Below are 25,237 nucleotides of genomic sequence, written 5' to 3'. Positions count from 1 at the left end.
ATTCCCCTTTTTATCGTTTGTAGCCGGTGTCCAGCCGGCGCTCGGTGTACATTGAATAGCGCGACATGCCGAAGCAGAACAGCCAGAACACGAAGGCGGCGAAGATCAGGCCGGACTTCGGGGTCTGCGGCGTCGCCCAGTTGGGATCGGAGAAATTCTGCTTCACCACGCCGAGCAGGTCGAACATCGAGATGATGAGCACCAGGCTGGTGTCCTTGAACATGCCGATGAAGGTGTTGACGATGCCGGGAATGACCAGCTTCAGCGCCTGCGGCAGCACGATCAAGCCCATCTTCTGCCAATAGCCGAGGCCGAGCGAATCGGCGCCCTCATACTGGCCCTTCGGGATCGCCTGCAGGCCGCCGCGTACCACTTCCGCCATATAGGCGGCGGCAAACAGCGACACGCCGATCAGCGCCCTGAGGTACTTGTCGAAGGTGACGCCCTCGGGAAGGAAAAGCGGCAGCATGACGCTGGCGAAGAACAGCACGGTGATCAGCGGAATGCCGCGCACCGTCTCGATGAAGACGACGCACAGCCATTTGACGATCGGCATCTGGGAGCGACGGCCGAGCGCCAAAGCGATGCCCAAGGGCAGCGACACGGCCATACCAACGAAGGAGAGGCTGAGCGTCACCAGCAGCCCACCCCAGCGCGAGGTCTCGACATGCGGCAGGCCGAACACGCCGCCGACCAAAAGGAAGTGGGCGACGACCGGCAGCACGAGGAAGAGCAGGATGGCGTTCAGCCCCTTGCGCGGCACGCGCGGGATCAGCATAGGCACCAGCAACACCACGAACAGGATGGCGACCAGGATAGGCCGCCAGCGTTCTTCGATGTGATAGGTGCCGAACATGAACTGGCCGAACTTGGCGTTGACGAAAGCCCAGCAGGCGCCGGTCCAGCCGTCGGGCTGGATACCGCCTTGCGAGACGGTGGCGCAGACCGTGCGGTCCGGCCCGGTCCACACTGCGTTTATGAAGGCCCAGTTGATGACCTGCGGCAGGATCCAGGCGACTATGGCGATGCCGAGGATGGTCAGGATAGTGTCGCCAACCGAGGCGGTCAGGTTCTTGCGCACCCAGGCATAGGCGCCGCGCTCGCCAGGAGGCGCCGGCTGCGCCAGCGTCATCTCGGTGCGCACCCAGGACATGTCGTGTTCCTGCATGGCTCTACCTCTCCACCAGCGCCATCCTGGCGTTGACCACGTTCATCACTGCAGAGGTGACGAGGCTCAGCACCAGATAGGCGATCATCATGAGAAACACGCCCTCGACCGCCTGGCCGGTCTGGTTGAGCACCGTGCCGGCGGTGGCGGTGAGATCGGGGTAGCCGATGGCGATCGCCAGCGACGAGTTCTTGGTCAGGTTCAGATACTGGCTGGTGAGCGGCGGGATGACGATGCGCATCGCCTGCGGGATCACCACCAGGCGCAGGATCGGGCCGGAACGCAGGCCGAGTGCAGCCGCCGCTTCGCTCTGGCCTTTGCTCACGCCCTTGATGCCGGCGCGCACGATCTCGGCGATGAAGGCGGCCGTGTAGAAGGAAAGCGCCAGCAGGAGCGACAGGAACTCAGGCTTGATCTGAAATCCGCCTGTCAGATTGAAGGTCGACTGCTTCGGGAAGTCGAAGGTAAGCGGCATGCCGGCGAGCAGGAAGGCGAGCACGGGCAGGCCGACGATCAGGGCGACCGAGGTCCAGAACACCGGAAATTGCTGGCCGGTGGCCATCTGCCGCTGGCGCGCCCGGTGCGCGACAAACCACGCCATGGCGAGCGCCACGACGAAAGCGACCAGAACCAGCCAGGAGCCGTCGCCCCAGACACCGCGCGGAAAATAGAAGCCGCGCTGGTTGAGGAAGGAGCCGAACGGCAGGTGATAGCTCTCGCGCGGCGGCGGCAGCACCGCGAGCACGCCCGAATACCAGAAGAAGATGACCAGCAGCGGCGGGATATTGCGGAAGATCTCGACATAGACCGTGCAGATCTTACGGATCAGCCAATTTTGCGATAGCCGGCCGATGCCAATGATGAAGCCGACTATGGTGGCCAGGACAATGCCGGCGGCGGCAACGATGATTGTGTTGAGCAAGCCGACGATGAGCGCACGGCCATAGGTTGCGTCCGACGTATAGGCAATCGGCGTGTCGGAGATATCGAAACCGGCCCTGTTCCTGAGGAACTGGAAGCCTGAAGCGATATGAAGGCGCTGGAGGTTCTCGATGACGTTGTTGACGATCCACCAGATCGAAACGAACAGAAGAATTACGACCAGCGTCTGAAAGAACAGGGCGCGTATTTTCGGGTCATTGATGAAGGAGCCGCGACCCGGCTCCTGCCGAAGGATTTCCTGCGAAGCCATAGACGATCCCCTGAAAAGAGAAACCGGGAGGCAGACGACCTGCCTCCCGGATCACATTTCAATCAGCGAACCGGCGGACCATATTGCAGGCCGCCCTTCGTCCACAGAGCGTTGATGCCGCGCGCGATCTTGAGCGGGCTACCCGAGCCGACATTGCGCTCAAACATTTCACCGTAGTTGCCGACCGCCTTGATGATGTTGACAACCCAGTCGTTGGAGAGGCCGAGATCGGCGCCGTATTTGCCATCGGGCTCAGTGCCAAGGAGGCGCTGGATGTTCGGATCGGTCGACGACTTCATCTCCTCGACATTGGCCTGCGTGATGCCGGCTTCCTCGGCATTGAGCAGCGCGAAATACGTCCACCGCGCGATGTGGGCCCATTGATCGTCGCCCTGGCGCACAGCCGGGCCGAGCGGTTCCTTGGAGATGATCTCGGGCAGCACGACGTGGTCGGCGGGCGAGGAGAGCGTCAGGCGGATGCCGTAGAGGCCGGACTGGTCGGTGGTGTAGGCGTCGCAGCGACCGGAATCATAGGCGGCGTTGACCTCTTCCAGCTTCTCGAACACGACGGGGTTGTACTCCATCTTGTTCTTCTTGAAGTAGTCGGCGAGGTTGAGCTCCGTGGTGGTGCCGCTCTGCACGCAGACCGCGGCGCCCGAAAGCTGCAGCGCGGAGTTCACACCTGGCAGCTTCTTGGCGTTGATCATGAAGCCCTGGCCGTCATAATAGGTGACGCCGACAAAATCGAGGCCGAGCGCGCTGTCGCGGTTGCTCGTCCAGGTGGTGTTGCGCGAGAGGATATCGATCTCGCCCGACTGGAGGGCGGTGAAACGCTCCTTGGCGCTGAGCGGCGTGAACTTGACCTTGGAGCCGTCACCGAAGACGGCGGCCGCGACGGCGCGGCAGAAATCCGCATCGATGCCCTTCCAGTCGCCCTTGTCGTCCGGCGCCGAGAAGCCGGCGAGGCCGGTCGAGACGCCGCACTGGATGAAGCCCTTCTGCTTGACGGTGTCGAGCGTGCCGGCCGAAGCGGCGGACGCCATGAGCCCGAGCGCGGTGGCGCCAAGCATGCCCAATGCAATGTGTTTCATGACCCACAGACCCTTTTCTGTTACAGGCGCCCCTAATTGCAGGCGACGCTTGATCTTTTTTCGTTTGTGAATGCAGCTCCCACTTAGGCCCGCTCCCGGACCCGCATCGTTTCGCCGATGCACTGCCTCCCATTCACGAAACGCATCGAAGGCGATTATTCCTGTGAGGTCAAGGGAAATGACCGAATTGCGACACGTTTGAAAACCGATTGCCGCAAATCACCGAATTGCAGCCAAAAGCGCTCGCAAATTGGTCAAGAGCTGCAGCCGGGACCGGCAAGTCCGGCGCCATCGAAATTTTGGCCATTACCTGAACTCCCGCCTCTTACTACTTGTTGGCGGCAATGGAAGGACTGGCGTGATTCGTAGCGAAGAAAGGCGCGCCGGGCTGCCTCTGGCGCACCGTCGCCGGAGGCCTGCAAAGGGCACGAAAGATGAGCCGGCGACCTCTCATTTGGCCCAGCCAAACACCATCGCTTGGCGGGTTCGCAGCGGTTGCGCGACCAGTTCCACCGCTCTATGGCTGAGCCCCTGACACACTGCGACGAGCGACGAACTATGGGCGACGAGCGACGAACTATGGCGACAGACGGCAGCAACATCGGCATCAACACGCGGCTTGCCCATTCCGGCAACAACCCGCGCGACTATTTCGGCTTCGTCAATCCGCCGGTCGTGCATGCCTCGACGGTGCTTTACCCCGACGCCGCCTCGATGGCCTCGCGAAGCCAGAAATACACCTACGGCACGCGCGGCACACCGACGATGGATGCGCTCACGCTCGCCGTCGATGCGCTGGAAGGCTCGACCGGCACGATCGCCGTGCCGTCGGGACTGGCCGCGGTGACGATTCCCCTACTCACCTTCGTCTCGGCCGGCGACCATGTTTTGATCGTCGATTCGGTCTATCACCCGACGCGGAATTTCGCCGATACCATGCTGAAGCGACTCGGCATCGAAGTCGAATATTACGATCCGCGCATCGGCGCCGGAATTGCATCGCTGATCAAGCCCAACACCAAGGTGGTGTTCACCGAGTCGCCGGGATCGAACACCTATGAGGTGCAGGACATTCCGGCGATCGCCAAGGCGGCGCATGCGGCAAATGCCATCGTCATGATGGACAACACCTGGGCGACGCCGATCTACTTCAAGCCGCTCGACCACGGCGTCGACATCTCGATCCATGCGGCAACCAAATACCCGGCCGGCCATTCGGACGTGCTGCTCGGCCTGGTCTCGGCCAATGAGGCTTGCTGGAAGCAGCTCTATGAAGGGTTCTGCACGCTGGGCTGCTGTTCGGGCCCGGACGACATCTATCAGACGCTGCGCGGCCTGCGCACCATGGGGGTGAGGCTGGAGCAGCACCAGAAGAGCGCGCTCGAAATCGCGCGCTGGCTGGAGGAGCAGCCGAGCGTGGCGCAGGTGCTGCATCCGGCGCTGCCGAGCCATCCCGACCATGCGCTCTGGAAGCGCGATTTCTGCGGCTCGAGCGGCGTCTTTTCGATCGTTCTGAATGGCGGCGGACAGAAGGCGCAGCACGCCTTCCTCGACGCGCTGACCATCTTCGGCCTCGGCTACTCCTGGGGCGGCTATGAGAGCCTTGCGGTGCCGGTTTTCCTCGGCGACCGCACCATCGCCAAGGGCTCCTATGCCGGGCCGCTGATCCGCCTGCAGATCGGGCTCGAAGACGTCGAGGACCTCAAGGCCGACATCCAGCGCGGCCTCGCCGCCGCGGTCGAGGCCTGAGCGACGGGCTAGAGCCGTTGCCAAACTGAATCCGCGGACGGCCTAAGACCTTGGCGCGATTGAGAAAGCCGAGGCCGCTGGCGGCATCTCGCAGGCGATCCGCGCTGCAATAATATTCTCTCCAGCCGCGAATATACGGATTGGTTTGGCTTCCAAATCCGTGGCTTCGGCGGCATTGCGGGCAGCGCAAATTCCACCATTCGACAGTTCAAGCCATCGACCTGGGGCTGCCATGGCGTTCCGCCTCTTCGTTCCGATCCTTGCCGGCGCGACGCTGCGCGAGCGGCTGCTTGCCTGCATCGGCGCGACCATCGGCATCGCGCTGACCGGCGTGATCAGCGGGCTCGCCATGGGCAACGGACCGCATGTGGCGATGCTGGTGGCGCCGATGGGCGCGTCCGCCGTGCTGCTCTTTGCCGTGCCGTCGAGCCCGCTGGCGCAGCCCTGGTCGATCATCGGCGGCAACACGATCTCCGCGCTGGTCGGCGTGACGGTGGCGCATTTCGTGCACAACCCGGTGATCGCCTCCGGGCTGGCGGTGGCGCTGGCGATCGCAGCCATGTCTTTCACGCGCTCGCTGCATCCGCCGGGCGGTGCAGCAGCCCTCACCGGCGTGCTTGGCGGGCCGGCCGTGATCAGCGCCGGCTTCCTGTTTCCCTTCGTGCCGGTAGCGCTGAACTCGATCATATTGGTGACGCTCGGTTTCCTGTTCCACAAGCTGTCGCGGCGCAACTATCCGCATGTGCCTCAGCCTGCCGCCAACAGCCACGGCACAGCCGACCGGCCGCCGGCGGAGCGCGTCGGCTTCCGGCCCGAGGATGTCGATGCCGCCCTGGCGGCACTCGACGAGACCTTCGACATCGACCGTGACGACATCGAAAGGCTGCTGCGCCAGGTCGAGCTGCAGGCGATGGTGCGCGCGCATCGGACGCTGCTCTGCCGGGACATCATGTCCCGCGACGTGATCTCGATGTCGGAGAACGCCACCGCCGACGAGGCGCGCAAGCAGCTTCTCGACCACAATATCCGCACCCTGCCGGTGGTCGACGCCGAGGCGAGGCTGGTCGGCGCCGTCGGCCTGCGCGAACTGACGCAAGCGACCGACACCGTGAAGGGCGTGATGTCGAAGGCCGGCACGGCCTCGCCCGAGACGCCGGCGATGAGCCTGCTGCCGCTGCTGACCGACGGGCGCAGCCATGCGGTGGTGATCGTCGACGCCGGACGGCATATTATCGGACTCATCACCCAGACCGATCTGCTTGCCGCCGCCGCCCGCGCGCAGGCTGCAGACAGGCCGCCGCTGAAAGCTGTAGCATAGCGCGCGACCGGATCGGGAAAATCCGGGAACCTTTTGCCGGCAGGCGCGTCCAATTGCCCGGATGCAACGCCTGTTGGGAGATCGGGGCGCGATGATGAAATCAGCAAGTCAGGCCGCCGCGGTTTCGGCGGCGGAGGCCGGCGAGATGACGTTGGTGCACCGGGCCCTGGCACGGGACCCGGGCGCCTTTCGCTTGATCATCAAGACGCACAACCAGCGGCTCTACCGCATCGCGCGCGGCGTGGTGCGCAACGACGCCGAGGCCGAGGACATCGTGCAGGAAGCCTATATGCGCGCCTTCGCCAGCCTCGACAGCTTCCGCGGCGATGCCTCGCTCTCGACCTGGCTGTCGCGCATCGTCATCAACGAGGCGCTCGGCCGGCTGCGCAAGAGAAAACGCATCGTGGCAATGCCTGAAAACCCTGACGCGCAGATCATCCGGTTTCCGTTGAATTCAAATGACCTGAACCCTGGCGACGATCCGGAGCGGACAATGGCGCAGCGGCAGATCCTCGGGCTTGTCGAGCGGGCGACCGACAGCCTTCCCGATGTCTATCGCACGGTCTTCGTCGCCCGCGTCATCGAGGGGTTGAGCATCGAGGAAACCGCCGACCTGCTCGGCATCAGGCCGGAAACGGTGAAGACAAGGCTGCACCGGGCGCGTGCCTTGGTGCGCAAGGCGCTGGACGACGAGATCGGCCCGGTGCTGCTCGACGCTTTTCCTTTCGCCGGCCGGCGCTGCGAACGGCTCACGCAGGCGGTGATGAAGAGGCTGGGGTTCGAGGCCTGAGGCGCGTTCAGATTTTGCGAAGCCCGCGTTGAGGATAGGCATCGCCGCCATCGCCTCGTCATCCTGGGCGTAGCAGGAGCAAAGCGACGCGCGCAGACCCTAAGATGACGAAGTGATGAGTATGTGTCCCGCGACTTTTCCCGGGAACGTTTCGCCCTCTCCCGCATCCAATGGCCGTCAACCCAGAATGGAGCCCGGTGCCTCTGTGCCGGGCGAAGGAGATGCCATGTTTATCCGACCGACCGCAGCCCTCGCAGCCTTCCTCCTCCTCAGCGCAGCGCCGCTGGCTGAGGCCGCCGAGAAGCCGACCGACCCGCAGATCGCCCATATCGCCTATACAGCCGGCGTGCTCGACATCGAGGCGGCGAAGCTGGCGATCCAGAAGTCGAAAACCAAGGAGGTCGTCGACTTTGCCAAGGATATGGAGCGCGACCACGAGGCGGTGAACAAGCAGGCTCTCGACCTGGTGAAGAAGCTGAAGGTGAAGCCGGAAGACAACGCCACCAGCCAGGCGCTGACCAAAGCGGCGAAGGAAGAGCGCGCCAAGCTGGCGAAGCTCGAGGGCACTGCCTTCGACAAGGCCTATATCGAGAACGAGGTCGCCTATCACAAGCAGGTCAACGGCGCGCTCGAAACCCTGCTCATTCCTTCGGCCAGCAATGCCGAGCTGAAGAGCCTGCTCGAGACCGGGCTGAAAATCTTCCAGGGACATGAGCAGCATGCCGAGCATGTCGCCGGCACGCTGAAATGAGGGCGGGCGCGTTATCGCTGCTCGGCTCGCTGGCGCTGGCGCTTGTCGCTTCGCCGGCGCTCGCCGCCACCATCGAGGTGACGATCGACAGGCTGGTCTACTCGCCGGCGAGCGTCGAGGCCAAGGTGGGCGACACGATCGAGTGGGTGAACAAGGACGTCATCGCCCACACCGCGACGGTGAAGGGCGGCTGGGAGGTGATGATCCCGCCGAAATCGAAAGGCCGGATCACCCTCAAGCAAGCGGGAGCGGTCGACTATTTCTGCCGCTTCCACCCCAACATGAAGGGTCGCCTCAACGCGGCGCCCTAATCCGCCGCGGGGTCGAGCCGAAGCGAGGCGAGCCGTGCCTCGCTCAGCTGGGTGACGTGCGTCCATGAGCCGTCATAGATGGGCTGGCGCCGCTCGATCCAGGCGCTGAGCCCTTCGCCGAGGTCGGCGGTCGGGGCCATGCGGGCGAACTGCTCGGCCTCGACCAGCAGGCCCTCGGCGATGCTAAGGTTGATGCCGCGCGCCACCGCGGTGAGAATGCCAGCCACCGCCGCCTGCGAATGGCGGATGATGCGGTTCGCAAGATCGAGCGCGGCCGGCATCAGCTCCTCATGCGGCACGACTTTGTTGACCAGCCCGAGTTCCAGCGCCCGCGCGGGCGAGAAAGGCTCGCCGGTAAGCAGCAGTTCGAGCGCGCGTTTGCGCCCGGCAAGCCTCGGCAGGCGCTGCGTGCCGCCGAAGGTCGGCGGCATGGCGAGCTTTATTTCGGGCTTGGCGAACAGGGCGCGGTCGCTGGCGACCGCCAGCGGCACCGCCTCGGTGATCTCGCAGCCACCGCCGAAGGCAAGGCCGTTGACGGCGGCGATGACCGGCTTGCGGAACGCTTCCAGCCGCGCCGTCAGCCGCTGGCCGCGCATGACGAAATCGCGCAGCGCGACATCCGTGCCTTCGGCCACGCTCAACGCGAATTCGTGGATGTCGCCGCCGGCCGAGAAGGCGCGCTCCCCTGCCCCGGTGAGGATCACGGCACGCACGGCATCGTCGGTCTCTATCCTGTCGAGGATCGCCAGCAGGCGGTCGATAAGGTCGTAATTCAGGGCATTGAGCTTTTCGGGGCGGTTGAGCGTCAGCACCGCGATGCGGTCGCGGATGTCGCAAAGCACGGGCTCGGTCATAGTGTTCTCCTTAGCCGTTCGTTTTCTCCGCAATTCCGAACGGAAACCGCTGCGCAGTTTCCTGGAATTGCTCTGTGGAACGGCTGCAAGGGATCAGCTTCCGGCTTGTTTGTATATTCACTAGTCGGTATACTTGACGGATGACCGAGAAGCCCAATCCAACCAGGAAACGCCTCGTCGACGCGGCTGCAAAACTCTTCTATGCCGAAGGCATCGGCCGGGTCAGCGTCGATGCCGTGGCGGAAAAGGCGGGGCTGACCAAGCGCACGCTCTACTACCACTTCAAGAGCAAGGACGAGCTGATCACGGCCTATCTCGACAGCCGCGACCAGCCGAACCTCAAGCAGATGGCCGGCTGGTTCGAGGCGGCGCAAGGCGGCGCGGACAAGAAGGTCGCGGCGATCTTCACCCATCTGGCGCGCGTGGCGCGGCACGTCAAATGGAAGGGCTGCGGCTTCCTGCGCACGGCCGCCGAGCTCGCCGCGATGCCCGGCCATCCGGCGGTGAAGGCGGGCTCGCGCCATAAGAGCAATTTCGAGAAATGGCTGGCGGGCGAGCTTTCTAGCCATGGCGTGCGCGAGCCGAAGATGCTGGCGCGCGAGATCGTGCTTCTGATGGACGGCGCCTTTTCCAGCATGCTGATCCACCACAATCCCGACTACATCACGGCCGCCGGCCACGCCGCCGCGACGCTGGTGCGGGCGCGAATGGCAGCGGCGTAGACCTCGCCTGGCGTCTTGACCCCGTGGACCGCGACGGGCGAGTCCGGCGGCCTCAGCCGCGCGCTGCCACCTCCTCTGCCAACAGCCAGTCGATCATGGTGGCGGCGGGCGCGGGCGGACGGTCCGGTGCGAGAATCGAGAGAGCGCGGCCGGTCGGCACGCGCAATTCGGGAAAAGGCGCCACCAGCGAGCCGGCGGCAAGAGCGCGCGACACCAGCGCCTCATGCCCCATCAAAACGCCGGTGCCGTCGACGGCGGCCTGCACAGCCATGCTGTAGAGCGAGAATTCGGAACCCGTTTCGATCGACGGGCCTTTCACGCCGGCGACTTCGAACCAAAGGCTCCAATCCTCCGTCCAGGTGGTGTCCCAGAGCAGGAACTGCGAGGAAAGTTCGGCCGGCGTCTTCAATTGTCTGGCCAACGCCGGCGCGCAGACAGGAAAGATGACGTCGTCGCAGAGCTTGAAGGATCGGCCGGCGCCCGATCTGGTGAGGAAAATAGCGAGGTCGAAAGGCTCGCGCCGGAAGTCCGGCGGCTCTTCCAGCGCATGAATGGAGGGGCGCAGCGCCGGATGCGCCGCGCGTAGGGCCGGCAGCCGCGGCGCCAGCCAGAGCTGCGCGATCGAAGGCAATGCCGCAACGCTGACCTGCGGCCGGGGCGCCGAGATGCGCAATTCCTGCACGGCGAGCCCCAGGGCGTCGAAAGCGGTGGAAAACGAGGGTAGCGCCGAACGCCCAGCATCGGTGAGGTGCAGGCCTTGCGCGTGGCGCACGAAGAGCGGAGAGCCTAGCCAAGCCTCCAGCGCCTTCACCTGATGCGAGACGGCGGCGGGGGTCACGCCGAGTTCGTCCGCCGCCTTGGCGAAGCTTTCATGGCGTGCCGCCGCCTCGAAGGCCCTGAGGGCGTTGAGCGGCGGCATGCGCGGTCGCGGCGGATTGACGGCCATCTGCAGCTTTCCCAAATGCCGCGCCGCCTGCCATGACGGCGCGGCAATGCTTCGAGCGAAAGAACGGCGACCGCCTGCGCTCGCCTCCAGGACCTCAAGTCTATTTGAGGGCCACCGGAATGAGCTTGCCGTCGACCTTCCGCCACTCAAATACGACGAAGCCCGGCTGCTTGATATCCCCTTTGTCGTCATAGGAAATGGTGCCAAGCACGGTCGGGATAGCCGCTCCCGAATGGAGATACTCGGACGCCGCCTTCGGGTCGTCGACCTTGGCCTTGGCGATCGCCTCGGCGAGGATTTGGGTGGCGGCATAGGCATAGAGCGTGACGGCTTCAGTGGGCACGTTCTTCGCCTTCAGGTCGGCGACCGCGTCTTTGGCTTCGGGAAAGCTCGCCGGATCGGGGAAGGACGTCATCAGCGTGCCGGCCGCGCCATCGCCGCCGATGGCGCCGAACTCGCTGTTGGATATGACGTCGCCGCCCATCAGGACCGTCTTGACGCCCTGGTCGTGCATCTGGCGCACGATCAGGCCGGCCTCTGTGTGCTGGCCGCCGTAATAGACAAGGTCGGCGCCCGACTCCTTGATCTTGGCGACAAGCGCGCTGTAGTCCTTCTCGCCCGGGTTGATCTCCTCGCGCAGCACCTCCTTGCCGCCGCCGGAATTGTAGGCCTTGGCCATCTCGTCGGCGAGGCCCTTGCCGGCCGTCGACTTGTCGTCGACGATCGCGACCTTCTTGCCGGCAAAACGCTCGAGCACGAATTTCGCGGCGATGATGCCCTGCTGGTCGTCGCGGCCGCAGGCGCGGAACGCGTCCCATAGGCCTCGCTCAGTCACCATCGGGTTGGTGGCCGTGGGCGTGACGAAGAGCACGCCGTTTTCTGCATAAATCTCCGAGGCCGGAATGGTGACACCGGAATTGTAGTGGCCGACGACATAGTGCACGCCGTCGGCGACGAACTTGTTGGCGACCGACACGCCCTGCTTGGGGTCGGAGACATCGTCACCGACCGAGACGCTGAGCTTTTGACCGAGCACGCCGCCATTGGCGTTTATGCGCTGGATCGCCGTCTCGACGCCGACGCGGTACTGCTCGCCATAGGCGGCGTTCGGCCCCGACATCGGGCCGGCGACGCCGAGCACGATATCCGCCCTGGCGACGCCGGCGGCGGCGGCCATCAGGGCAGCAGTCATCAATCGCAGAATCATGCGCATGGTCATTCCCCTTTGTTGAAGAAGGCGGGCTTCTCGCCCGCGGCCCTTGCTTTTGACGAAGCGGGCTCCCTGCCCGCGGGTTCAGGCGCTCAGCTGACGAAATGCAGCTTCGTGAACCGGCGCCGGAATGCACTCACATCCGCCGCGACATCCTCCACGGCATCGTTGCCACGCAGTCCCCTGGCGATGAGGGCGGCAAGCTCGGGCATGTCCTTCTCCGTCATGCCCCAGCGCACGATCTCCGGCGTGCCGAAGCGCAGGCCGTTCATGTCGCCATCGACCCCCGTGACCGGCAGGCCGATGCCGCAGGTGAGGATGTTCGCACGCCTCAGCCGCTTCGCCGCCGCCTGGCCGCCGCCGAACTCCGCCGCCTCGATGGCGAGCTGGTGCGAGGCGGTGTGCCCCTTCGCGGTCGAGAACACCGGCAGGCCGCGCTCAGCCAGCGCGCTCGCCAGCGCCTTGGCGGTGCCGGCCATGGCGGCGGCATAGGCGCGGCCATGCGCCTTCCAGTCGAGCATGGTGATGGCCAGGGCGGCGGCCTTGGCGGCATCGAAATTGGCGGTCATGCCGGGAAAGGCGATGCGGTCGAGCTTTTCGGCGATCTCGGCGTCGTTGGTGACGATCAGGCCCGAAGGCGGGCCGCCGAGGCTCTTATAGGTGCTCATCGTCATCAGATGGGCGCCCTCCTCCAGCGGCTGCTGCCAGGCCTGTCCGGCGATCATGCCGCAGAGATGCGCGGCATCGAACAGCACCAGCGCACCGACCTCGTCGGCGATCGCCCTGATTTCCTGGATGGGATGCGGCAGCAGGTTGAGGCTGCTGCCGATGGTGATCATCTTCGGCCGGATCTCAAGGGCAAGTGCGCGGAGCCTCTCGACATCGACCGTGTAGCCGCCGGCATCGACGGGCGCGGCATGGATCTCCAGCCCGCACAGACCGGCGCAGCCCGCCATATGATGCGTGACATGGCCGCCGATGGCCGGCGGCGGCGCGATGATGGCGTCACCCGGCCGCGCCGCGACCATGAAAGCGTAGAGGTTGGCGATGGCGCCGGAAGGGACGCGGATTTCGGCATATTTCGCGCCGAAGACTTGCGCCGCAAGCTCGGCGGCGATGACCTCGATGCGTTCGACGCCCTCCAGCCCCATCTCGTATTTGTCGCCGGGATAGCCGAGCGACGGACGCGAGCCGAGCCGGGCGGCAAGCGCGGCCTCCGCCTTCGGGTTCATCACATTGGTCGCCGGATTGAGGTTGATGCAGTCGGCCTCGTGGATTTGCCGGTTGAGCGCGATGCCGTCCTCTATCGCGGCGAGCACGGCGTCGTTCCCCTGCCCGCTTGTGGCGGTTGCCAGCGCCTGGATAAAATCCTCGCAATGGGCGGGAACCCAGGGCCTGCGGGCAAGAGCGGTCATCGAAGCCTCCCTGTTGCCGGATGCGATGTCCGGCTCGTCAGGGCATGGTGGAGGCTTGGCCGGCCGGGCGCAAACGAGTAGTTCTAGCGGCTAGGCTTAGAAAATTTAGGGGTAGGAATTAGGGCAATGCGCCTGACTTAGGTGGTGCAATGCAGGAAGCGGATGGTCATTATAAGGAGAGTCTTTATAACGGTCGATCTGATCATGACCACCAAGGGGAGACGATGCGCTACATACGTCCGCAATCAATAGAAGAGGCCGCCGGCCTGTTGGCCAGCGCGGCCGGCCCGGCCGCGATCCTTGCCGGAGGCAGCGACCTTCTGGTGAGGATGAAGGGCGGCTTCATCGAGCCCGAGCTGATCGTCGACATCAAGGCGATAGCGGGCCTTAGCGAAATCAAGGAAACGGCAGACGGCTTCAGCATCGGCGCCGCGGTGCCCTGCGCGGTGCTCGGCGAGAACGCGGCGCTGAAGAAGGCCTGGCCCGGCGTCGTCGAGGCGGCCAAGCTGATCGGCTCGAAGCAGGTGCAGGGACGCTGCACAATCGTCGGCAATCTCTGCAACGCCTCGCCCGCCGCCGACAGCGTGCCGGCGTTGGTGGCTGCCGGCGCCAAGGCTGTTGTTGCCGGGCCGAACGGCAGGCGCACGATTCCCGTGGAAGCCGTGCCGACCGGACCGGGCCGTACCTCGCTGGCCAAGGGCGAGATCATCGAGGCGATCCTGCTCGACAAGCGCGCGCCAAATGCGGGCGACGCTTATCAGCGCTTCATTCCGCGCACCGAGATGGACATCGCCGTGGTCAGCGCCGGCGTGAACCTGACGCTCGGCGAGGCGGGCGCGATCAAGTCGGCCCGCGTGGCGCTGGGCGCCGCGGCGCCCACGGTGCTGCTGGTCGAGGAGGCGGCCGAGGTGCTCGTCGGCTCGAAGCTGGATGAGGCGACGCTGGAGCGGCTCGCCAAGATCTGCGCGGGCGCCTGCCGCCCGATCGACGACAAGCGCGGCACCATCGAATTCAGACGGAAAGTTGCGGGTGTGCTGGCGAAGCGTGTCGCCACCACCGCCTATGAGCGTGCAGGAGGCAAATGATGGCCGGTGTAGCGGTTTCAACGACAATCAACGGCGATCACGTCGAATATCTCTGCCAGCCGGACGAGACGCTGCTCGACGTGCTGCGCGACCGGCTGGGACTGACCGGCGCCAAGGAAGGCTGCGGGACCGGCGACTGCGGCGCCTGCAGCGTCATCGTCGACAACCGGCTGGTGTGCTCTTGCCTGGTGCTCGGCGCCGAGGCCGAAGGCCGCCAGATCGAGACCATCGAAGGTATGGCGCATGGCGACCAGTTGCATCCGCTGCAGCAGAAATTCCTCGAGCACGCGGCCTTGCAATGCGGCATCTGCACGCCAGGTTTTTTGATTGCGGCCAAGGATCTGCTCCAGAAGAACCCCTCCCCGAGCGAGGAGGAAATCCGCTTCGGGCTGGCTGGCAATCTCTGCCGCTGCACCGGCTATGACAAGATCGTGCGCGCCGTCCAGGACGCGGCAAACGTGATGAAGGGAGCCTGAGATGAATTTCGATCCGCGCTACTCGGGACGCAGCTTCTCATCTGTCGGCACGCGCCCCCTCCGCCCCGACGGCGTCGACAAGGTGACGGGACGTGCCCGCTACGGCGCCGACTTCAACATGGCCGGACAGCTGGTCGGCCGCGTGCTTCGCAGCCCGCACGCCCACGCGATCATCAAGAAGATCGACACGTCGAAGGCCGAAAAGCTCGCCGGCGTGAAGGCGGTGATCACGGCGAAAGACCTGCCGGACCTGACCGATGGCGATGCCGGCATGTTCGACACCCTCGACAATTGCATGGCGCGCAAGAAGGCGCTCTATGACGGCCATGCCGTGGCCGCGGTGGCGGCGATCGATGCCCGCACCGCCAGGCAGGCGCTGAAGCTGATCGAGGTCGACTATGAGGTGCTGCCGCATGTGACCGACGTCGACGAGGCGATGCAGCACCACGCCCCGCTCATCAACGATGCCATCTTCACCGAAGGGCTGGAGGAAAAGCCGGTCAAGCCGTCCAACGTCTCCAAGCGCACGCAATACGGCCATGGCGACGTCCACCAGGGTTTTGCCCAGGCCGATTTCGTCGTCGAGCGCTCCTTCAAGACCGAGCAGACGCATCAGGGCTATATCGAGCCGCATGCCTGCGTGGCGAGCGTCAATCCCGACGGCACGGCCGATCTCTGGGTCTGCACGCAAGGCCATTTCGTCTACCGCCAGCATTGCGCCCAGCTGCTTGGCCTCGAAGTCTCGAAGCTGCGCGTCACCTCTTCCGAGATCGGCGGCGGCTTCGGCGGCAAGACCCATGTCTGGGCCGAGCCGGTGGCGCTGGCCCTGTCGCGCAAGGCCGGCCGCCCAGTGAAGCTGGTGATGACCCGCGACGAGGTGTTCCGCGCCTCGGGGCCAACCAGCGCCACCTCGATCGACGTCAAGATCGGCGCGCGGAAGGACGGCACGATCACCGCCGCCGAAGCGACGCTGCGCTACACTTGCGGCCCCTATGCCGGCATGTGGGCGGAGATCGGCGCCATGACGGCATTCGCCTGCTACAAGCTGGAGAACGTCAAGACCGTCGGCTACGAAGTGCTGGTCAACCGGCCGAAGACCGCGGCCTATCGCGCGCCCTCGGCGCCGATGGCGGCGTTCGCGGTGGAAAGCGCGGTCGACGAGCTCGCCAAGGAGATCGGCATCGATCCGGTCGAGTTCCGCATCAAGAACGCGGCGCAGGAAGGCACCCGCGCCTCCTACGGCCCGGTCTACGGCCCGATCGGCATCGGACCGACGCTCGAGGCGGTCAAGGAGCACCCACATATGCGCGCGCCGCTGGCTCAGAACCAAGGCCGAGGCATGGCCTGCGGCTTCTGGTTCAACTTCGGCGGCCAGACCTGCACCGACTTGAACATCGGCATGGACGGCACGGTGTCGCTCGCCGTCGGCACAGTCGACGTCGGTGGTTCCCGCGCGTCGCTGTCGCTGGTGGCGGCGGAGGAGCTCGGCATCGACTACAGCCAGGTCAAGGCGATCGTCGCCGACACTTCCAGCCTCGGTTACAACGACATGACCGACGGCAGCCGCGGCACCTTCTCCTCCTCGATGGCGACCATCTCGGCCGCCCGCAACGCCATCAAGGTGCTGTGCGAGCGCGCCGCGCAGATGTGGGACATCTCGGTCGACGACGTTGCCTGGGAAAAAGGCCATGCGGTCGCCAAGGGCGAGAAGCACGGCAATCTCGGCAAGCTGTCGCTGAAGGAGATCGCCGCACAGTCCGGCAAGACCGGCGGGCCGATCGCCGGCCATAGCGAGCTCGTCGCCGACGGCGCCGGCGTCTCCTTCGCCACCCATATCTGCGACGTCGAGGTCGATCCCGAGACCGGCTCGACCAGGGTGATCCGCTACACGGTGGTGCAGGATGCCGGCAAGGCGGTGCACCCGACCTATGTCGAGGGCCAGTACCAGGGCGGTGCCGCGCAAGGCATCGGCTGGGCGCTCAACGAGGAGTATATCTACGGCAAGGACGGGCGCCTGCAGAACCCAGGCTTCCTCGACTACCGCATCCCGGTCTGCTCCGACCTGCCGATGATCGACACGCAGATCCTGGAAATCCCCAACCCCAACCACCCCTACGGGGTGCGCGGCGTCGGCGAGACCTCGATCGTGCCGCCGCTGGCGGCGATCGCCAATGCGGTGTCGAACGCGGTGGGCGTGCGCATGAGCCACATCCCGATGTCGCCGCCGCGGATTCTTGCAGCACTCGAGGCCGAACGGGAAGGCTAGCATGCTGAAAAGCGCGAAGCGGTTTTCAGCTCACGTCAGGGTCCAATGAGGATCAGGCGATAATGGTCCAAGTCACGCTCTGGGGCTCGCTCAGCGCCGCCGCCGGAGGCAAGGACAAGCTCGACATCGAGGCCAAGGACATCAGGGAGCTGTTCCGCAAGCTTGCGGAACAGCATCCAGCGTTCGAACCCCTGCTCGATCGCGGCATCGCGGTCGCGATCGACGGGACGATCTATCGCGACACGTGGTCGAAGGAACTGCCGCCGGGGGCGGAGATTTTCCTTCTGCCGCGGCTGGCGGGTGGATAGGCGGAGCGGCGACCGCCCTCGCCTGTTCGCCGGATTCGCGCTGAGCCTCACCCCTTTTTGACAGCGCCGGCAGTGACCTCATCCTTGTGCGCGGCAAAGGCTTCCAGGACCTCGGTCTTTTCGGCTTTCGGAACCTTGAAGCGGTCGAGCGTCCGCCCCAGTTCCGCTGCGACCTCGTCGAATTCGGCGGGAGAAATCTTCAGCTCCTTGTGGGCCTCCTCGAGGCCGAGCGGCGTCGCGCCCGGCTCGGTGGCCACGAACTTGAAGGGGCCGCCGGAAACATCGCACACCCACAGCGTACGCATGAACTTGAGGCCCGGCAGCCGTTCGAGGTTCTTGGTGTGCCATTTGCGCAGTTGCGGGTTCTTGGACTTCTTGCCGACGATGGGGTTTTTCACGACGGCGTCGCTGAAGTGATCGACCACGGCTGCGATGGCGAACACGCCCCCCAGCCGATCGTATAGACTCTTGTCCGGCGCGGTCTGCTTGGTCTGCGCCAGCGCATCGCCAGCGGGCAACATGGCGGTCGACGCGGCCGCCGCCGCCAGCACGGCGACGACGCTTCGTCTCGAAAGAGAGGTCGAAACAGCCGTTTTCATCTCTGGTACCTCCGTTGGGCCAGAGCCGGCCGCTCTGGCGGCTTCAATGCGTGATTGCGGGACATATGCACTTTGCCTCAAACGGCATCGTATGAGGAGCTAACGAAACTGCGCCCGAAATATTCCTCCGGCGGACCGGCAGCCTGGGGTCTATTCACGATGGCTAAAATTTTGCGTGACGGAGACGGATACATAAACGGCGTCGCGCGTTAATGCGCCTATGGCTGACGGGCTCTTCCGTGAATCGTGGCCTCGCGGAAACGGCGAGATGGCGCGATTCATTCGCGAATATCCCTGGTCGGAAAGCCCGCTCGGGCCGATCGAGACATGGACGCTCAGCCTGAGGACGACGGTCGACCTGATGCTCGCCGCCGAAGCCCAGATCGTGCTTTTCTGCGGGCCGGAGTTTGTCGCGCTCTACAATGACGCGTACGCGCCGACCATTGGCGACAAGCATCCGCGCGCGCTCGGCCGTCCCGCCGAGGAAAACTGGTCCGAGCTCTGGACCGACCTCGAGCCGCTGCTGCGCGGCGTTCTCGAAACCGGCGAAACCTTCTCGGCCAGGGACCGGCCTTTCTACATCGAACGATCCGGCCTGGTCGGCGAGACGGTCTATTTCGACATCTCCTATTCCGCGGTGCGGGCACAGGACGGCACGGTCGAAGCCGTGCTCTGCATCGTTTCGGAGACCACGGCCCGGGTGCTGGCGGCAGCAAAGGTGCGCGAAAGCGAGCAGCGGTTTCGCGCGCTGGTCAATGCCAGCTCCGACGTGGTTTACCGGATGAGCCCGGACTGGCAGGAAATGCATGAGCTGGACGGCCGCGGCTTCCTGTCGAGCGCCCAGGGGCCGGCGATCCGCTGGCGCGACGAATACCTGTTCCCGGAAGACCAGGCGAGCATCCAGGCGGCGATCGAGCGCGCCATCATGGAGCGCGGCGTGTTCGAGCTCGAGCACAGGGTGCGGCGCGCCGACGGGTCCGCCGGCTGGACCACCTCACGGGCAATCCCGATCGTCGATGACACCGGCAGCATCCTGGAATGGTTCGGCATGGCCGCCGACATCACCGAGAAACGGGCGAGCGAACAGCAGATCCAACTCTTGATGCGCGAGGTGAACCACCGCGTCAAAAACCAGTACGCGGTGATCCTTTCCATGATCCGCGAGACGAGCAAGCGCGCGACCGACCCGCGCGCGTTCGAACACCAGATCCGCGAACGCATCATGGCGCTGTCGCGCTCGCACGACCTTTTGGTGCTGAACGACTGGCGCGGCGCGGGCATGGCCGACCTTGTGCGCGAACATCTGCGGCCGTTCGGACACGAAGAGCGCATCTCGCCTTGCGGGCCGGACGTGACGTTGCGGCTGAACGCGGTGCAGAACATCGGCATGGCGCTGCATGAGCTGGGCACCAACGCGACGAAATACGGCGCCCTGGCCGGCGACGCCGGAACCGTGCGGATGGACTGGCGGGTAGCCCCGGCCCCCGAAGGCAGCGACTTCGAGCTGGTCTGGGAGGAACATTTTTCCGAACCTGCCGCGGCCGCGGATGCCAAGCCGCACAAAGGCTTCGGCAGCGTCGTTCTCCAACGCGTCGTCCCCACCAGCCTCTCCGGCAGCGCCTCCATGGAACGGCTGCCCGGCCTCGTTCGCTGGACGCTCTCGGCGCCGCTCGCCAACGTGGTTGTCGCCCGCGGGGCGGAGCTGGACGGCGATGAGCAGATCGGCGGGCTGACGTGAGGCCGGTTTCATCCTGGGAGACCGAACAGGGCGGCTCGCCGCCACGTCGGAAGCTCGCTGGCGCCGCCGAGCCCTCGCCGTAGCGCCGTACGCCGAATGGCTTGCGCTGCTCCCATTTTTGCTTTCCCCTTCCCCACTTTTTTAGAACAGAAAAGCGCCAGCTTTTCTGTTCTGGACTCTGGATATTTGGACTCTGGATTCTGGCTTATGGATTATGGGGCTTATCCCAGGCCTTAACCCCTGGCTTATCCAAGCGCAGAATTCCATCAAACTTCCAAAGGCTTGGGCTACGGGTGCTCAGCATGCCTTTGAAGCGCGTGCGCACGGGCCGGCGATCTCCTGTTGCTGTCTGGCCAACAGTGAACAAAATGGGAACAAAAATGTCAAGCCGGGCACCGCTGACAGAGCTGGCGATCGTCGCCTTTGCCGTCATCGGCTTCCTGTTGCCGAGGCGCTTTAAGGAGGCAGGCTGGCAGCCGCCGGGATCTGATGGCAGAGAGATGCGGCTGGCCTGCTGCAGCCAGCCGCGGCCGGCGGCTTATGAATTCTTTGCTGCGGATCCGATCTCCACATCGTCCAGCCCCTTGGCCTTGTAGACGACGTAGGAGATCGCCCAGGCGGCGATGAAGATGCCGATAATGGCGAAGCCCAGATTGTTGAAATTGTCGTTGAGCGTGCCGACGCCGTTCCAGAAGCCGCCCGACAGACCAAACTTGTCACCGATCAGGCCGAGCGCCTCGATGCCGCCGATCAGTACTGCGACAAGGACCGACACCAGGGTGATCGTCATGTTGTAGTACAGTTTGCGGATCGGCTTGACGAAGGCCCACTCATAGGCGCCGAGCATCATCACACCATCGGTCGTGTCGACCAGTGACATACCGGCCGCGAAAAGCACCGGGAAGACCAGAATGGCTTCGAACGGCACGCCCTTGGCCGCTTGTGCCGCGGACACGCCGAACATGGCGACTTCGGTCGCGGTGTCGAACCCAAGGCCGAAGAGGAAACCAAGTGGGAACATGTGCCAGCTCTGCGACACCAGCCGGAACATCGGGCGGAAGACGCGCGCCAGGAAGCCGCGATTGTTGAGCAGCAGGTCCAGGTCCTCCTCGACAAACGCCCCACCGGCCCGCACCCGCCGATAGCTTCTGTAGATCGAGAAGAAGATGACGATGTTCATCGCCGCGATGGCGAGCAGGAAGAGTGCGGAAACGCCGGTACTGATCGTGCCGCCAATCTCCTGAAAGCTCTGGAAGCGGCCGAGCAGGGACGTTGCTGCCGCGATAGCCGCAGCGACGATGACGACGATCGTCGAATGGCCGAGTGCGAAAAAGAAGCCGACGGAGACCGGCCGTTTGCCGTTCTGCATCAGCTTGCGCGTGACGTTGTCGATGGCCGCTATGTGGTCGGCGTCGACGGCGTGGCGCAAGCCCAGGCCATAAATGACGAGAGCGACGCCAAGCAATGTCGGCTTGTCGTGGAAGGCGACGAAAGCCCACAGCCACGCCCCGACGTTGAAAATGGCGAGCGCGCTGTAGATTGTAATCAGCCTGGCCTTCAGGTCCGGCGCGGTTTTGTTCAGCATTTTCGATAGTTGGATCAGCATGGTTCTGCCTTTGACGTTGCCTGTCATCGCAGGGAACTCGCCCCGCCCTCCGGCCAGGCGCGCACACCGGATCACCCCGTCCGATGTTCTGCTTTGACGTCCGTGATGGCAGGTCTCCTGGCTCGCGGATTCCCGCCGCTTTCGCCTTCCCGGCCCATGCAGCCAGTGGCATCGTGAAAACGGCACGCCGCTTACAGTTGCGGGGGCAGCCACGGCTTTGGATTTCTCCGCACCGCGTTCCCTTTTGATCCCCGAAGGGAACCATCGGCGCGAATTCGCCACACCGCGATTGGCCAGTCAATCAACAACTCCGACGGCCAGCCGCCTCTCACGCCATCGTGACGAGATCGCCGCGCCCCCCCTCACACCCCCAGCGTCGGCTCGGTATTCACCTCCAGCGCCTCTTCCGCCTCGTCTTCTTCGCCAAGCACGTCGCCCTTCACCGGCAGCGCCCGGCCGATCCACATCGGGTCGATCAGGTGGTCGCGCTTGGGGTTGGTGGTGTTGGGATGGATGAGGATGCTTAGGCCGCCGTGGTTCAGCATCAGCCAAGGAACCAGCGTGGCAAAGATCTCGGTGGCGAAGGAGACCTGGTACATGGCTTGCTGGTGCGGGCCGACCGGCTCGTCGCGCCAGTTGCCCAGGCGCACGCGGAACCGTTCTGCGATGCGCTGGCGCAGCCATTCGGCATGCTGCCGCTCGGCTTCCCCGCCGTAGTAGATATGGGCGTGATAGCTGGCGATCTCGGCGATCGGCCTGACTTCGTTCATCGCGATGCTCCCCTTCGATGATTTTTTTGCGCCCGGCGGAACTCTAGCCGAAGCGCGGGCGCCTTGTCTGCAGCCGGCCGCGGTCTGCGCCTGCGGTCGGCAGGGTTGTCGGATATGGCGCTCCCCCGCTCCGTCTCGGCTGCGCCGAGCCACCTCTCCCTTCCACCTTGTGGGGGCGAGGAATTGCCAAACCGCCGAGGTTGCAACCGGCAGGAAGGATGGCAACGGCCGTTGTGCCTTTGGCCTAAATCACCGCGGTGACCGCGCCCTTCGCATTTAGGCGGCAGCCGACTTTCGCCTGCCTCACTTCGATGCCGCCTCGCCTGTCATAGTCTATGCGCACCTCGATCGGCGCGTTGAGCCCGCTTCGGCGTTGACGCAAGGGGCCGGCGCTGACCGTGTAAACACGCACGGCGCCGAGGGGCTTGGCGGCCGCCGCGATCGCGGCGCGACAGGCGCGCACCACGGCGGCCGGCGTGCCCCGTATCGCCTTCGGAGGTGACAGCGGCGCGATGCGATAGCCTTTGGTGACCCGCCGGAGGTCGCCGCCGGCGGATCTGGAGGGCCTCAGCACTGGAGGCAGCACAATGGTCTGCGTCGCGCTCTTGGCCAAAGCAGGAGCTGTCGGCACCGCGGCCGGGTTCTGCGCAGAGGCAGCCGATCCGCTGACGGCGGAAGGATCGTCGCCCGCGGCGGCGCCGCCCACGCTTGTCGACACGCCTGTGCTGGTGCTGCCCAGATTGCCGCCGGCATTGACGCCGAGCGATCCGCCGCCAGTCGATGCGCCGACGTTTGCGCCGCCGACACCGTCGGCACTGGCGCCCACGCCCGCCGACACGCCTTGCGAACCGGCGCCCAATCCGGCGCCCACGCCGATGCCGCCGACCTTGCCGCCGACGCCGACGTCAAGCGCCGAGGCAGGCCCGATCGGGATGGCGATCGCCAGCGCGGCTGCTAGGTATTTTTTCATGGCCAGACCTTTGTTCCAAGGCCAACCTTGTGTGGCTCCTCATCGAGCGTCCGCTCGACAGCGGTCTGCGAAGCCTTCGTCGCGCGAATGCGTGCCGAGCGATGGCGACTTCTCGCCCTGCCAGGCATCGGCCTCGGCGGTGACCGGCGCGGCTGGAGGCCGCTCGAAAGACGAATGATAGAAAAGCGGTCTCGGCAACGCCAAGCACTGAAAAAGGCTTAGGACTTCTCCTTTCAACTTAGCTGTCGACAGCAGGGCAAGTTTGAGCTCGCTTACGCGCTGCTAACGGGCAACTTTCAAATTAGTTTCAACTAAAATTCAACAGAACAAGGACACCACCGTGCCAGCGCCGGTTGCTGATGCCGACGCCGGGCTCTCGTCGGAGTGGCCCCGTCTCGCTTCGCCGGGCCAATTCTCCCCCACTTCCTGGCCGGCGAGGAAAGCGGCAAGCCGCACTCGACATTGTGTATGGTGGACAATTCAGTCTTCCCTTATCAAGGACAGCGCATGGCATCCATGGTTGCCGGACAGCCGTCGGGGATGCTTTTCGAATGAGGCAAGGGATGGGGGACGAACGTCGCGGACGGTCCTGATCCGTCGCAGCTGCGCCGGCCTGGAGGCTTGAGAGTCGCCCAGGGCGGCAAGGCGCCCGCGCTACCGGCTCGAAGCCGCAACGCTCGTCGCGCTGGCCGACAAGGACGCGGTGCTGGTCGGCCAGGCCGACCTGTTGCGATCGATGGTCGAGGGTGCGGCCGGCGATGCGATCCTGGCCAACAAGCGCGAGATCGAGACCGGCATCGCCGCCATCACCGCCACATTGCGCGACAGGCAATCGTTCTTGCTGTGAGGGCCGGCTAGGCCCTGCCCTTGGAGCGCCTCACGCCTTTTGACTGGTGAGGCGCTCGAGCGCATCGACGATCAGGTCGCAGAATTTCGCATGGTCGAGCTTCATCGCCACGGTGTTGCGGAAATCGACCTGCTCGCTCGCCGTGCCGCCGAAATGGCGCATGCCGCCCAGCTTCTCGAAATTGCAGACCGTCATGCCCTTGGTCCAGCGTCCGGCAAGCTCGACGCGGATATCGGCCTTCTCGGTGGTGAAGACGCCTGCATCGATCATCGCCGCCACGCAGCAGGCGTCATGGACGGCGGGATAGGCTATCTGCAGCAGGCCGCCATGCGTGGTCGCGATGAATTCCCAGATGTCGAGGATGAATTTGGCGATCGGGCCGCCGACGGCGCGCACCCTGTCCTGCAGGTCTGGGGTGGCCAAGGCCTGGTGCGTGAGGTCAAGCCCCACCATGGTGACGTCCCAAGCGGCGCGGAACACCACGTCTGCGGCCTCCGGGTCGGCATAGACGTTGAACTCGGCCGCCGGCGTGATGTTGCCGCGCGTGAAACTTCCGCCGATCGCGACGACCCGCTTCACCCGCTCGACGATGCGCGGCTCCTTGCGCACGGCCAGAGCGATGTTGGTGTAGGGCCCGACCGGCACCAGCGTGACGGTTTTCGGCTCATGCGCCATGACCGTTTCGATGATGAAGTCGACGGCATGGCGCTTGTCGAGCTCGAACGAGGCGGGCGGCAGCTCCGGGCCATCGAGCCCGGTCTCGCCGTGGATCTCGACGGCCAGCACCTGGTCGATGATCAGCGGGCCGGGCGAGCCTTTCGCCACCGGCACCTTTATGCCGTAGGCCGTGCATACGGAGAGCGCATTGCGCGTGGTGTTCTCGACATTGTGGTTGCCCGAAACCGTGGTGATGCCGAGAAGGTCGATGTTCGGGTTGCCGGCCGCAAGCAGGATGGCGATGGCATCGTCGTGCCCCGGATCGCAGTCGAGGATGATCTTTTCCATGAGGGTCGCCTCTCCCTGGCCTGCGGCGATTACAGACCGGGGCCTCTGGT

At 64.9% G+C, this 25,237-nt stretch carries 24 protein-coding genes and 1 riboswitch; of the genes, 12 read left to right on the top strand and 12 right to left on the bottom strand.

The genetic code is table 11. The features are described from left to right. Positions 1–10: 10 nt before the first annotated feature. The 3 genes from CK221_RS15570 to CK221_RS15560 all read right to left on the bottom strand — a co-directional run bounded on the left by CK221_RS15570 (position 11) and on the right by CK221_RS15560 (position 3,451). Positions 11–1,168: an amino acid ABC transporter permease gene (locus tag CK221_RS15570; RefSeq protein ID WP_066997152.1), complete on the bottom strand. Its 1,158-nt coding sequence runs from the start codon at positions 1,166–1,168 to the stop codon at positions 11–13. 4 nt (positions 1,169–1,172) lie between these two features. Next, a complete protein-coding gene (locus CK221_RS15565; RefSeq protein WP_095778333.1) occupies positions 1,173–2,360 on the bottom strand; it encodes an amino acid ABC transporter permease in 1,188 nt (395 codons plus the stop codon). Positions 2,361–2,422: 62 nt separating this feature from the next. Next, positions 2,423–3,451 (bottom strand): amino acid ABC transporter substrate-binding protein, encoded by a 1,029-nt coding sequence (locus CK221_RS15560; protein WP_095778332.1) that lies wholly within the window; start codon positions 3,449–3,451, stop codon positions 2,423–2,425. Positions 3,452–4,030: 579 nt separating this feature from the next. Between CK221_RS15560 and CK221_RS15555 the strand changes: the two genes are divergently transcribed. The 5 genes from CK221_RS15555 (at position 4,031) to CK221_RS15535 (ending at position 8,370) form a co-directional block, all read left to right on the top strand. Next, complete coding sequence (locus CK221_RS15555; RefSeq protein ID WP_095778331.1) at positions 4,031–5,200, top strand: cystathionine beta-lyase; 1,170 nt, start codon at positions 4,031–4,033, stop codon at positions 5,198–5,200. A gap of 232 nt (positions 5,201–5,432) precedes the next feature. Beyond that, a complete protein-coding gene (locus CK221_RS15550; RefSeq protein WP_095778330.1) occupies positions 5,433–6,518 on the top strand; it encodes an HPP family protein in 1,086 nt (361 codons plus the stop codon). 94 nt (positions 6,519–6,612) lie between these two features. Beyond that, positions 6,613–7,308, top strand: a complete 696-nt coding sequence (locus CK221_RS15545) for an RNA polymerase sigma factor (RefSeq protein WP_095778400.1) — start codon at positions 6,613–6,615, stop codon at positions 7,306–7,308. 226 nt (positions 7,309–7,534) lie between these two features. Further along, entirely contained in the window at positions 7,535–8,059 is a 525-nt protein-coding gene (locus tag CK221_RS15540; protein ID WP_095778399.1) for a DUF4142 domain-containing protein, read from the top strand. Then, on the top strand, positions 8,056–8,370 hold the full coding sequence (locus tag CK221_RS15535; RefSeq protein ID WP_095778329.1) for a cupredoxin family copper-binding protein: 315 nt from the start codon (positions 8,056–8,058) through the stop codon (positions 8,368–8,370). Before CK221_RS15540 ends, CK221_RS15535 begins: the two co-directional genes overlap by 4 nt. Here the strand turns inward: CK221_RS15535 and CK221_RS15530 are convergent. Next, a complete protein-coding gene (locus CK221_RS15530; RefSeq protein WP_095778328.1) occupies positions 8,367–9,224 on the bottom strand; it encodes a crotonase/enoyl-CoA hydratase family protein in 858 nt (285 codons plus the stop codon). The two genes, CK221_RS15535 and CK221_RS15530, sit on opposite strands and share 4 nt — an antisense overlap. A gap of 140 nt (positions 9,225–9,364) precedes the next feature. Between CK221_RS15530 and CK221_RS15525 the strand changes: the two genes are divergently transcribed. Further along, entirely contained in the window at positions 9,365–9,946 is a 582-nt protein-coding gene (locus tag CK221_RS15525) for a TetR/AcrR family transcriptional regulator (protein WP_066997130.1), read from the top strand. Positions 9,947–9,998: 52 nt separating this feature from the next. On the opposite strand, the gene CK221_RS15520 is transcribed toward CK221_RS15525, so the two are convergent. The 3 genes from CK221_RS15520 to CK221_RS15510 form a co-directional block, all read right to left on the bottom strand. Beyond that, the gene (locus CK221_RS15520; RefSeq protein WP_245430653.1) at positions 9,999–10,892 is read right to left on the bottom strand and encodes a LysR family transcriptional regulator; all 894 of its coding nucleotides are present in this window, start codon (positions 10,890–10,892) and stop codon (positions 9,999–10,001) included. 100 nt (positions 10,893–10,992) lie between these two features. Then, entirely contained in the window at positions 10,993–12,111 is a 1,119-nt protein-coding gene (locus CK221_RS15515; RefSeq protein ID WP_095778327.1) for a branched-chain amino acid ABC transporter substrate-binding protein, read from the bottom strand. A gap of 83 nt (positions 12,112–12,194) precedes the next feature. Next, complete coding sequence (locus CK221_RS15510; protein ID WP_095778326.1) at positions 12,195–13,517, bottom strand: aminotransferase class I/II-fold pyridoxal phosphate-dependent enzyme; 1,323 nt, start codon at positions 13,515–13,517, stop codon at positions 12,195–12,197. Between the two features lie 224 nt (positions 13,518–13,741). On the opposite strand from CK221_RS15510, the gene CK221_RS15505 reads away from it, so the two are divergent. The 4 genes from CK221_RS15505 (at position 13,742) to CK221_RS15490 (ending at position 17,652) form a co-directional block, all read left to right on the top strand. Then, positions 13,742–14,602 (top strand): xanthine dehydrogenase family protein subunit M, encoded by an 861-nt coding sequence (locus tag CK221_RS15505; protein ID WP_066997123.1) that lies wholly within the window; start codon positions 13,742–13,744, stop codon positions 14,600–14,602. After that, positions 14,602–15,078 (top strand): (2Fe-2S)-binding protein, encoded by a 477-nt coding sequence (locus CK221_RS15500; protein ID WP_095778397.1) that lies wholly within the window; start codon positions 14,602–14,604, stop codon positions 15,076–15,078. The genes CK221_RS15505 and CK221_RS15500 overlap by 1 nt, the downstream gene beginning before the upstream one ends. Before the next feature lies 1 nt (position 15,079). Further along, on the top strand, positions 15,080–17,344 hold the full coding sequence (locus CK221_RS15495) for a xanthine dehydrogenase family protein molybdopterin-binding subunit (protein ID WP_095778325.1): 2,265 nt from the start codon (positions 15,080–15,082) through the stop codon (positions 17,342–17,344). A gap of 62 nt (positions 17,345–17,406) precedes the next feature. Next, positions 17,407–17,652: a MoaD/ThiS family protein gene (locus tag CK221_RS15490; RefSeq protein WP_066997117.1), complete on the top strand. Its 246-nt coding sequence runs from the start codon at positions 17,407–17,409 to the stop codon at positions 17,650–17,652. A gap of 47 nt (positions 17,653–17,699) precedes the next feature. On the opposite strand, the gene CK221_RS15485 is transcribed toward CK221_RS15490, so the two are convergent. Continuing rightward, positions 17,700–18,203 carry a group 1 truncated hemoglobin gene (locus CK221_RS15485; RefSeq protein ID WP_245430652.1) on the bottom strand — a complete coding sequence of 168 codons (504 nt, stop codon included), beginning with the start codon at positions 18,201–18,203 and terminating at the stop codon, positions 17,700–17,702. A gap of 316 nt (positions 18,204–18,519) precedes the next feature. On the opposite strand from CK221_RS15485, the gene CK221_RS15480 reads away from it, so the two are divergent. Beyond that, positions 18,520–19,989: an HWE histidine kinase domain-containing protein gene (locus CK221_RS15480; protein WP_179295142.1), complete on the top strand. Its 1,470-nt coding sequence runs from the start codon at positions 18,520–18,522 to the stop codon at positions 19,987–19,989. A 538-nt stretch (positions 19,990–20,527) separates the two neighbouring features. On the opposite strand, the gene CK221_RS15475 is transcribed toward CK221_RS15480, so the two are convergent. The 3 genes from CK221_RS15475 to CK221_RS15465 all read right to left on the bottom strand — a co-directional run bounded on the left by CK221_RS15475 (position 20,528) and on the right by CK221_RS15465 (position 23,335). Continuing rightward, positions 20,528–21,595, bottom strand: coding sequence for a HoxN/HupN/NixA family nickel/cobalt transporter (locus CK221_RS15475; protein WP_095778396.1), 1,068 nt, complete (start codon positions 21,593–21,595; stop codon positions 20,528–20,530). An 89-nt stretch (positions 21,596–21,684) separates the two neighbouring features. Continuing rightward, positions 21,685–21,876, bottom strand: a riboswitch (cobalamin riboswitch). Between the two features lie 81 nt (positions 21,877–21,957). Next, positions 21,958–22,365, bottom strand: coding sequence for a DOPA 4,5-dioxygenase family protein (locus tag CK221_RS15470; RefSeq protein WP_095778322.1), 408 nt, complete (start codon positions 22,363–22,365; stop codon positions 21,958–21,960). Between the two features lie 244 nt (positions 22,366–22,609). Continuing rightward, positions 22,610–23,335, bottom strand: coding sequence for a hypothetical protein (locus CK221_RS15465; protein ID WP_095778321.1), 726 nt, complete (start codon positions 23,333–23,335; stop codon positions 22,610–22,612). A 703-nt stretch (positions 23,336–24,038) separates the two neighbouring features. Between CK221_RS15465 and CK221_RS30285 the strand changes: the two genes are divergently transcribed. After that, entirely contained in the window at positions 24,039–24,182 is a 144-nt protein-coding gene (locus CK221_RS30285; RefSeq protein WP_179295141.1) for a hypothetical protein, read from the top strand. A gap of 30 nt (positions 24,183–24,212) precedes the next feature. Here the strand turns inward: CK221_RS30285 and CK221_RS15460 are convergent, their stop codons facing one another. Then, complete coding sequence (locus tag CK221_RS15460; RefSeq protein WP_095778320.1) at positions 24,213–25,187, bottom strand: nucleoside hydrolase; 975 nt, start codon at positions 25,185–25,187, stop codon at positions 24,213–24,215. Positions 25,188–25,237 lie beyond the last annotated feature (50 nt).

The organism is Mesorhizobium sp. WSM3868 (assembly GCF_002294785.1).
GTDB lineage: Bacteria > Pseudomonadota > Alphaproteobacteria > Rhizobiales > Rhizobiaceae > Mesorhizobium.
This window is presented reverse-complemented; position numbering and strand designations above follow the sequence as displayed.

What these genes read in the sequence shown, in the direction of transcription:
- CK221_RS15555 (WP_095778331.1), top strand. Translation starts at nt 4,031, where the DNA reads ATGGCGACAGACGGCAGCAACATCGGCATCAACACGCGGCTTGCCCAT.
- CK221_RS15470 (WP_095778322.1), bottom strand. Translation starts at nt 22,365, where the DNA reads ATGAACGAAGTCAGGCCGATCGCCGAGATCGCCAGCTATCACGCCCAT.
- CK221_RS15510 (WP_095778326.1), bottom strand. Translation starts at nt 13,517, where the DNA reads ATGACCGCTCTTGCCCGCAGGCCCTGGGTTCCCGCCCATTGCGAGGAT.
- CK221_RS15480 (WP_179295142.1), top strand. Translation starts at nt 18,520, where the DNA reads ATGGCGCGATTCATTCGCGAATATCCCTGGTCGGAAAGCCCGCTCGGG.
- CK221_RS15520 (WP_245430653.1), bottom strand. Translation starts at nt 10,892, where the DNA reads ATGGCCGTCAATCCGCCGCGACCGCGCATGCCGCCGCTCAACGCCCTC.
- CK221_RS15515 (WP_095778327.1), bottom strand. Translation starts at nt 12,111, where the DNA reads ATGACCATGCGCATGATTCTGCGATTGATGACTGCTGCCCTGATGGCC.
- CK221_RS15570 (WP_066997152.1), bottom strand. Translation starts at nt 1,168, where the DNA reads ATGCAGGAACACGACATGTCCTGGGTGCGCACCGAGATGACGCTGGCG.
- CK221_RS15560 (WP_095778332.1), bottom strand. Translation starts at nt 3,451, where the DNA reads ATGAAACACATTGCATTGGGCATGCTTGGCGCCACCGCGCTCGGGCTC.
- CK221_RS15500 (WP_095778397.1), top strand. Translation starts at nt 14,602, where the DNA reads ATGGCCGGTGTAGCGGTTTCAACGACAATCAACGGCGATCACGTCGAA.
- CK221_RS15525 (WP_066997130.1), top strand. Translation starts at nt 9,365, where the DNA reads ATGACCGAGAAGCCCAATCCAACCAGGAAACGCCTCGTCGACGCGGCT.
- CK221_RS15535 (WP_095778329.1), top strand. Translation starts at nt 8,056, where the DNA reads ATGAGGGCGGGCGCGTTATCGCTGCTCGGCTCGCTGGCGCTGGCGCTT.
- CK221_RS15490 (WP_066997117.1), top strand. Translation starts at nt 17,407, where the DNA reads ATGGTCCAAGTCACGCTCTGGGGCTCGCTCAGCGCCGCCGCCGGAGGC.
- CK221_RS15530 (WP_095778328.1), bottom strand. Translation starts at nt 9,224, where the DNA reads ATGACCGAGCCCGTGCTTTGCGACATCCGCGACCGCATCGCGGTGCTG.
- CK221_RS15460 (WP_095778320.1), bottom strand. Translation starts at nt 25,187, where the DNA reads ATGGAAAAGATCATCCTCGACTGCGATCCGGGGCACGACGATGCCATC.
- CK221_RS15465 (WP_095778321.1), bottom strand. Translation starts at nt 23,335, where the DNA reads ATGAAAAAATACCTAGCAGCCGCGCTGGCGATCGCCATCCCGATCGGG.
- CK221_RS15565 (WP_095778333.1), bottom strand. Translation starts at nt 2,360, where the DNA reads ATGGCTTCGCAGGAAATCCTTCGGCAGGAGCCGGGTCGCGGCTCCTTC.
- CK221_RS15540 (WP_095778399.1), top strand. Translation starts at nt 7,535, where the DNA reads ATGTTTATCCGACCGACCGCAGCCCTCGCAGCCTTCCTCCTCCTCAGC.
- CK221_RS15545 (WP_095778400.1), top strand. Translation starts at nt 6,613, where the DNA reads ATGAAATCAGCAAGTCAGGCCGCCGCGGTTTCGGCGGCGGAGGCCGGC.
- CK221_RS15495 (WP_095778325.1), top strand. Translation starts at nt 15,080, where the DNA reads ATGAATTTCGATCCGCGCTACTCGGGACGCAGCTTCTCATCTGTCGGC.
- CK221_RS15505 (WP_066997123.1), top strand. Translation starts at nt 13,742, where the DNA reads ATGCGCTACATACGTCCGCAATCAATAGAAGAGGCCGCCGGCCTGTTG.
- CK221_RS15475 (WP_095778396.1), bottom strand. Translation starts at nt 21,595, where the DNA reads ATGCTGATCCAACTATCGAAAATGCTGAACAAAACCGCGCCGGACCTG.
- CK221_RS15550 (WP_095778330.1), top strand. Translation starts at nt 5,433, where the DNA reads ATGGCGTTCCGCCTCTTCGTTCCGATCCTTGCCGGCGCGACGCTGCGC.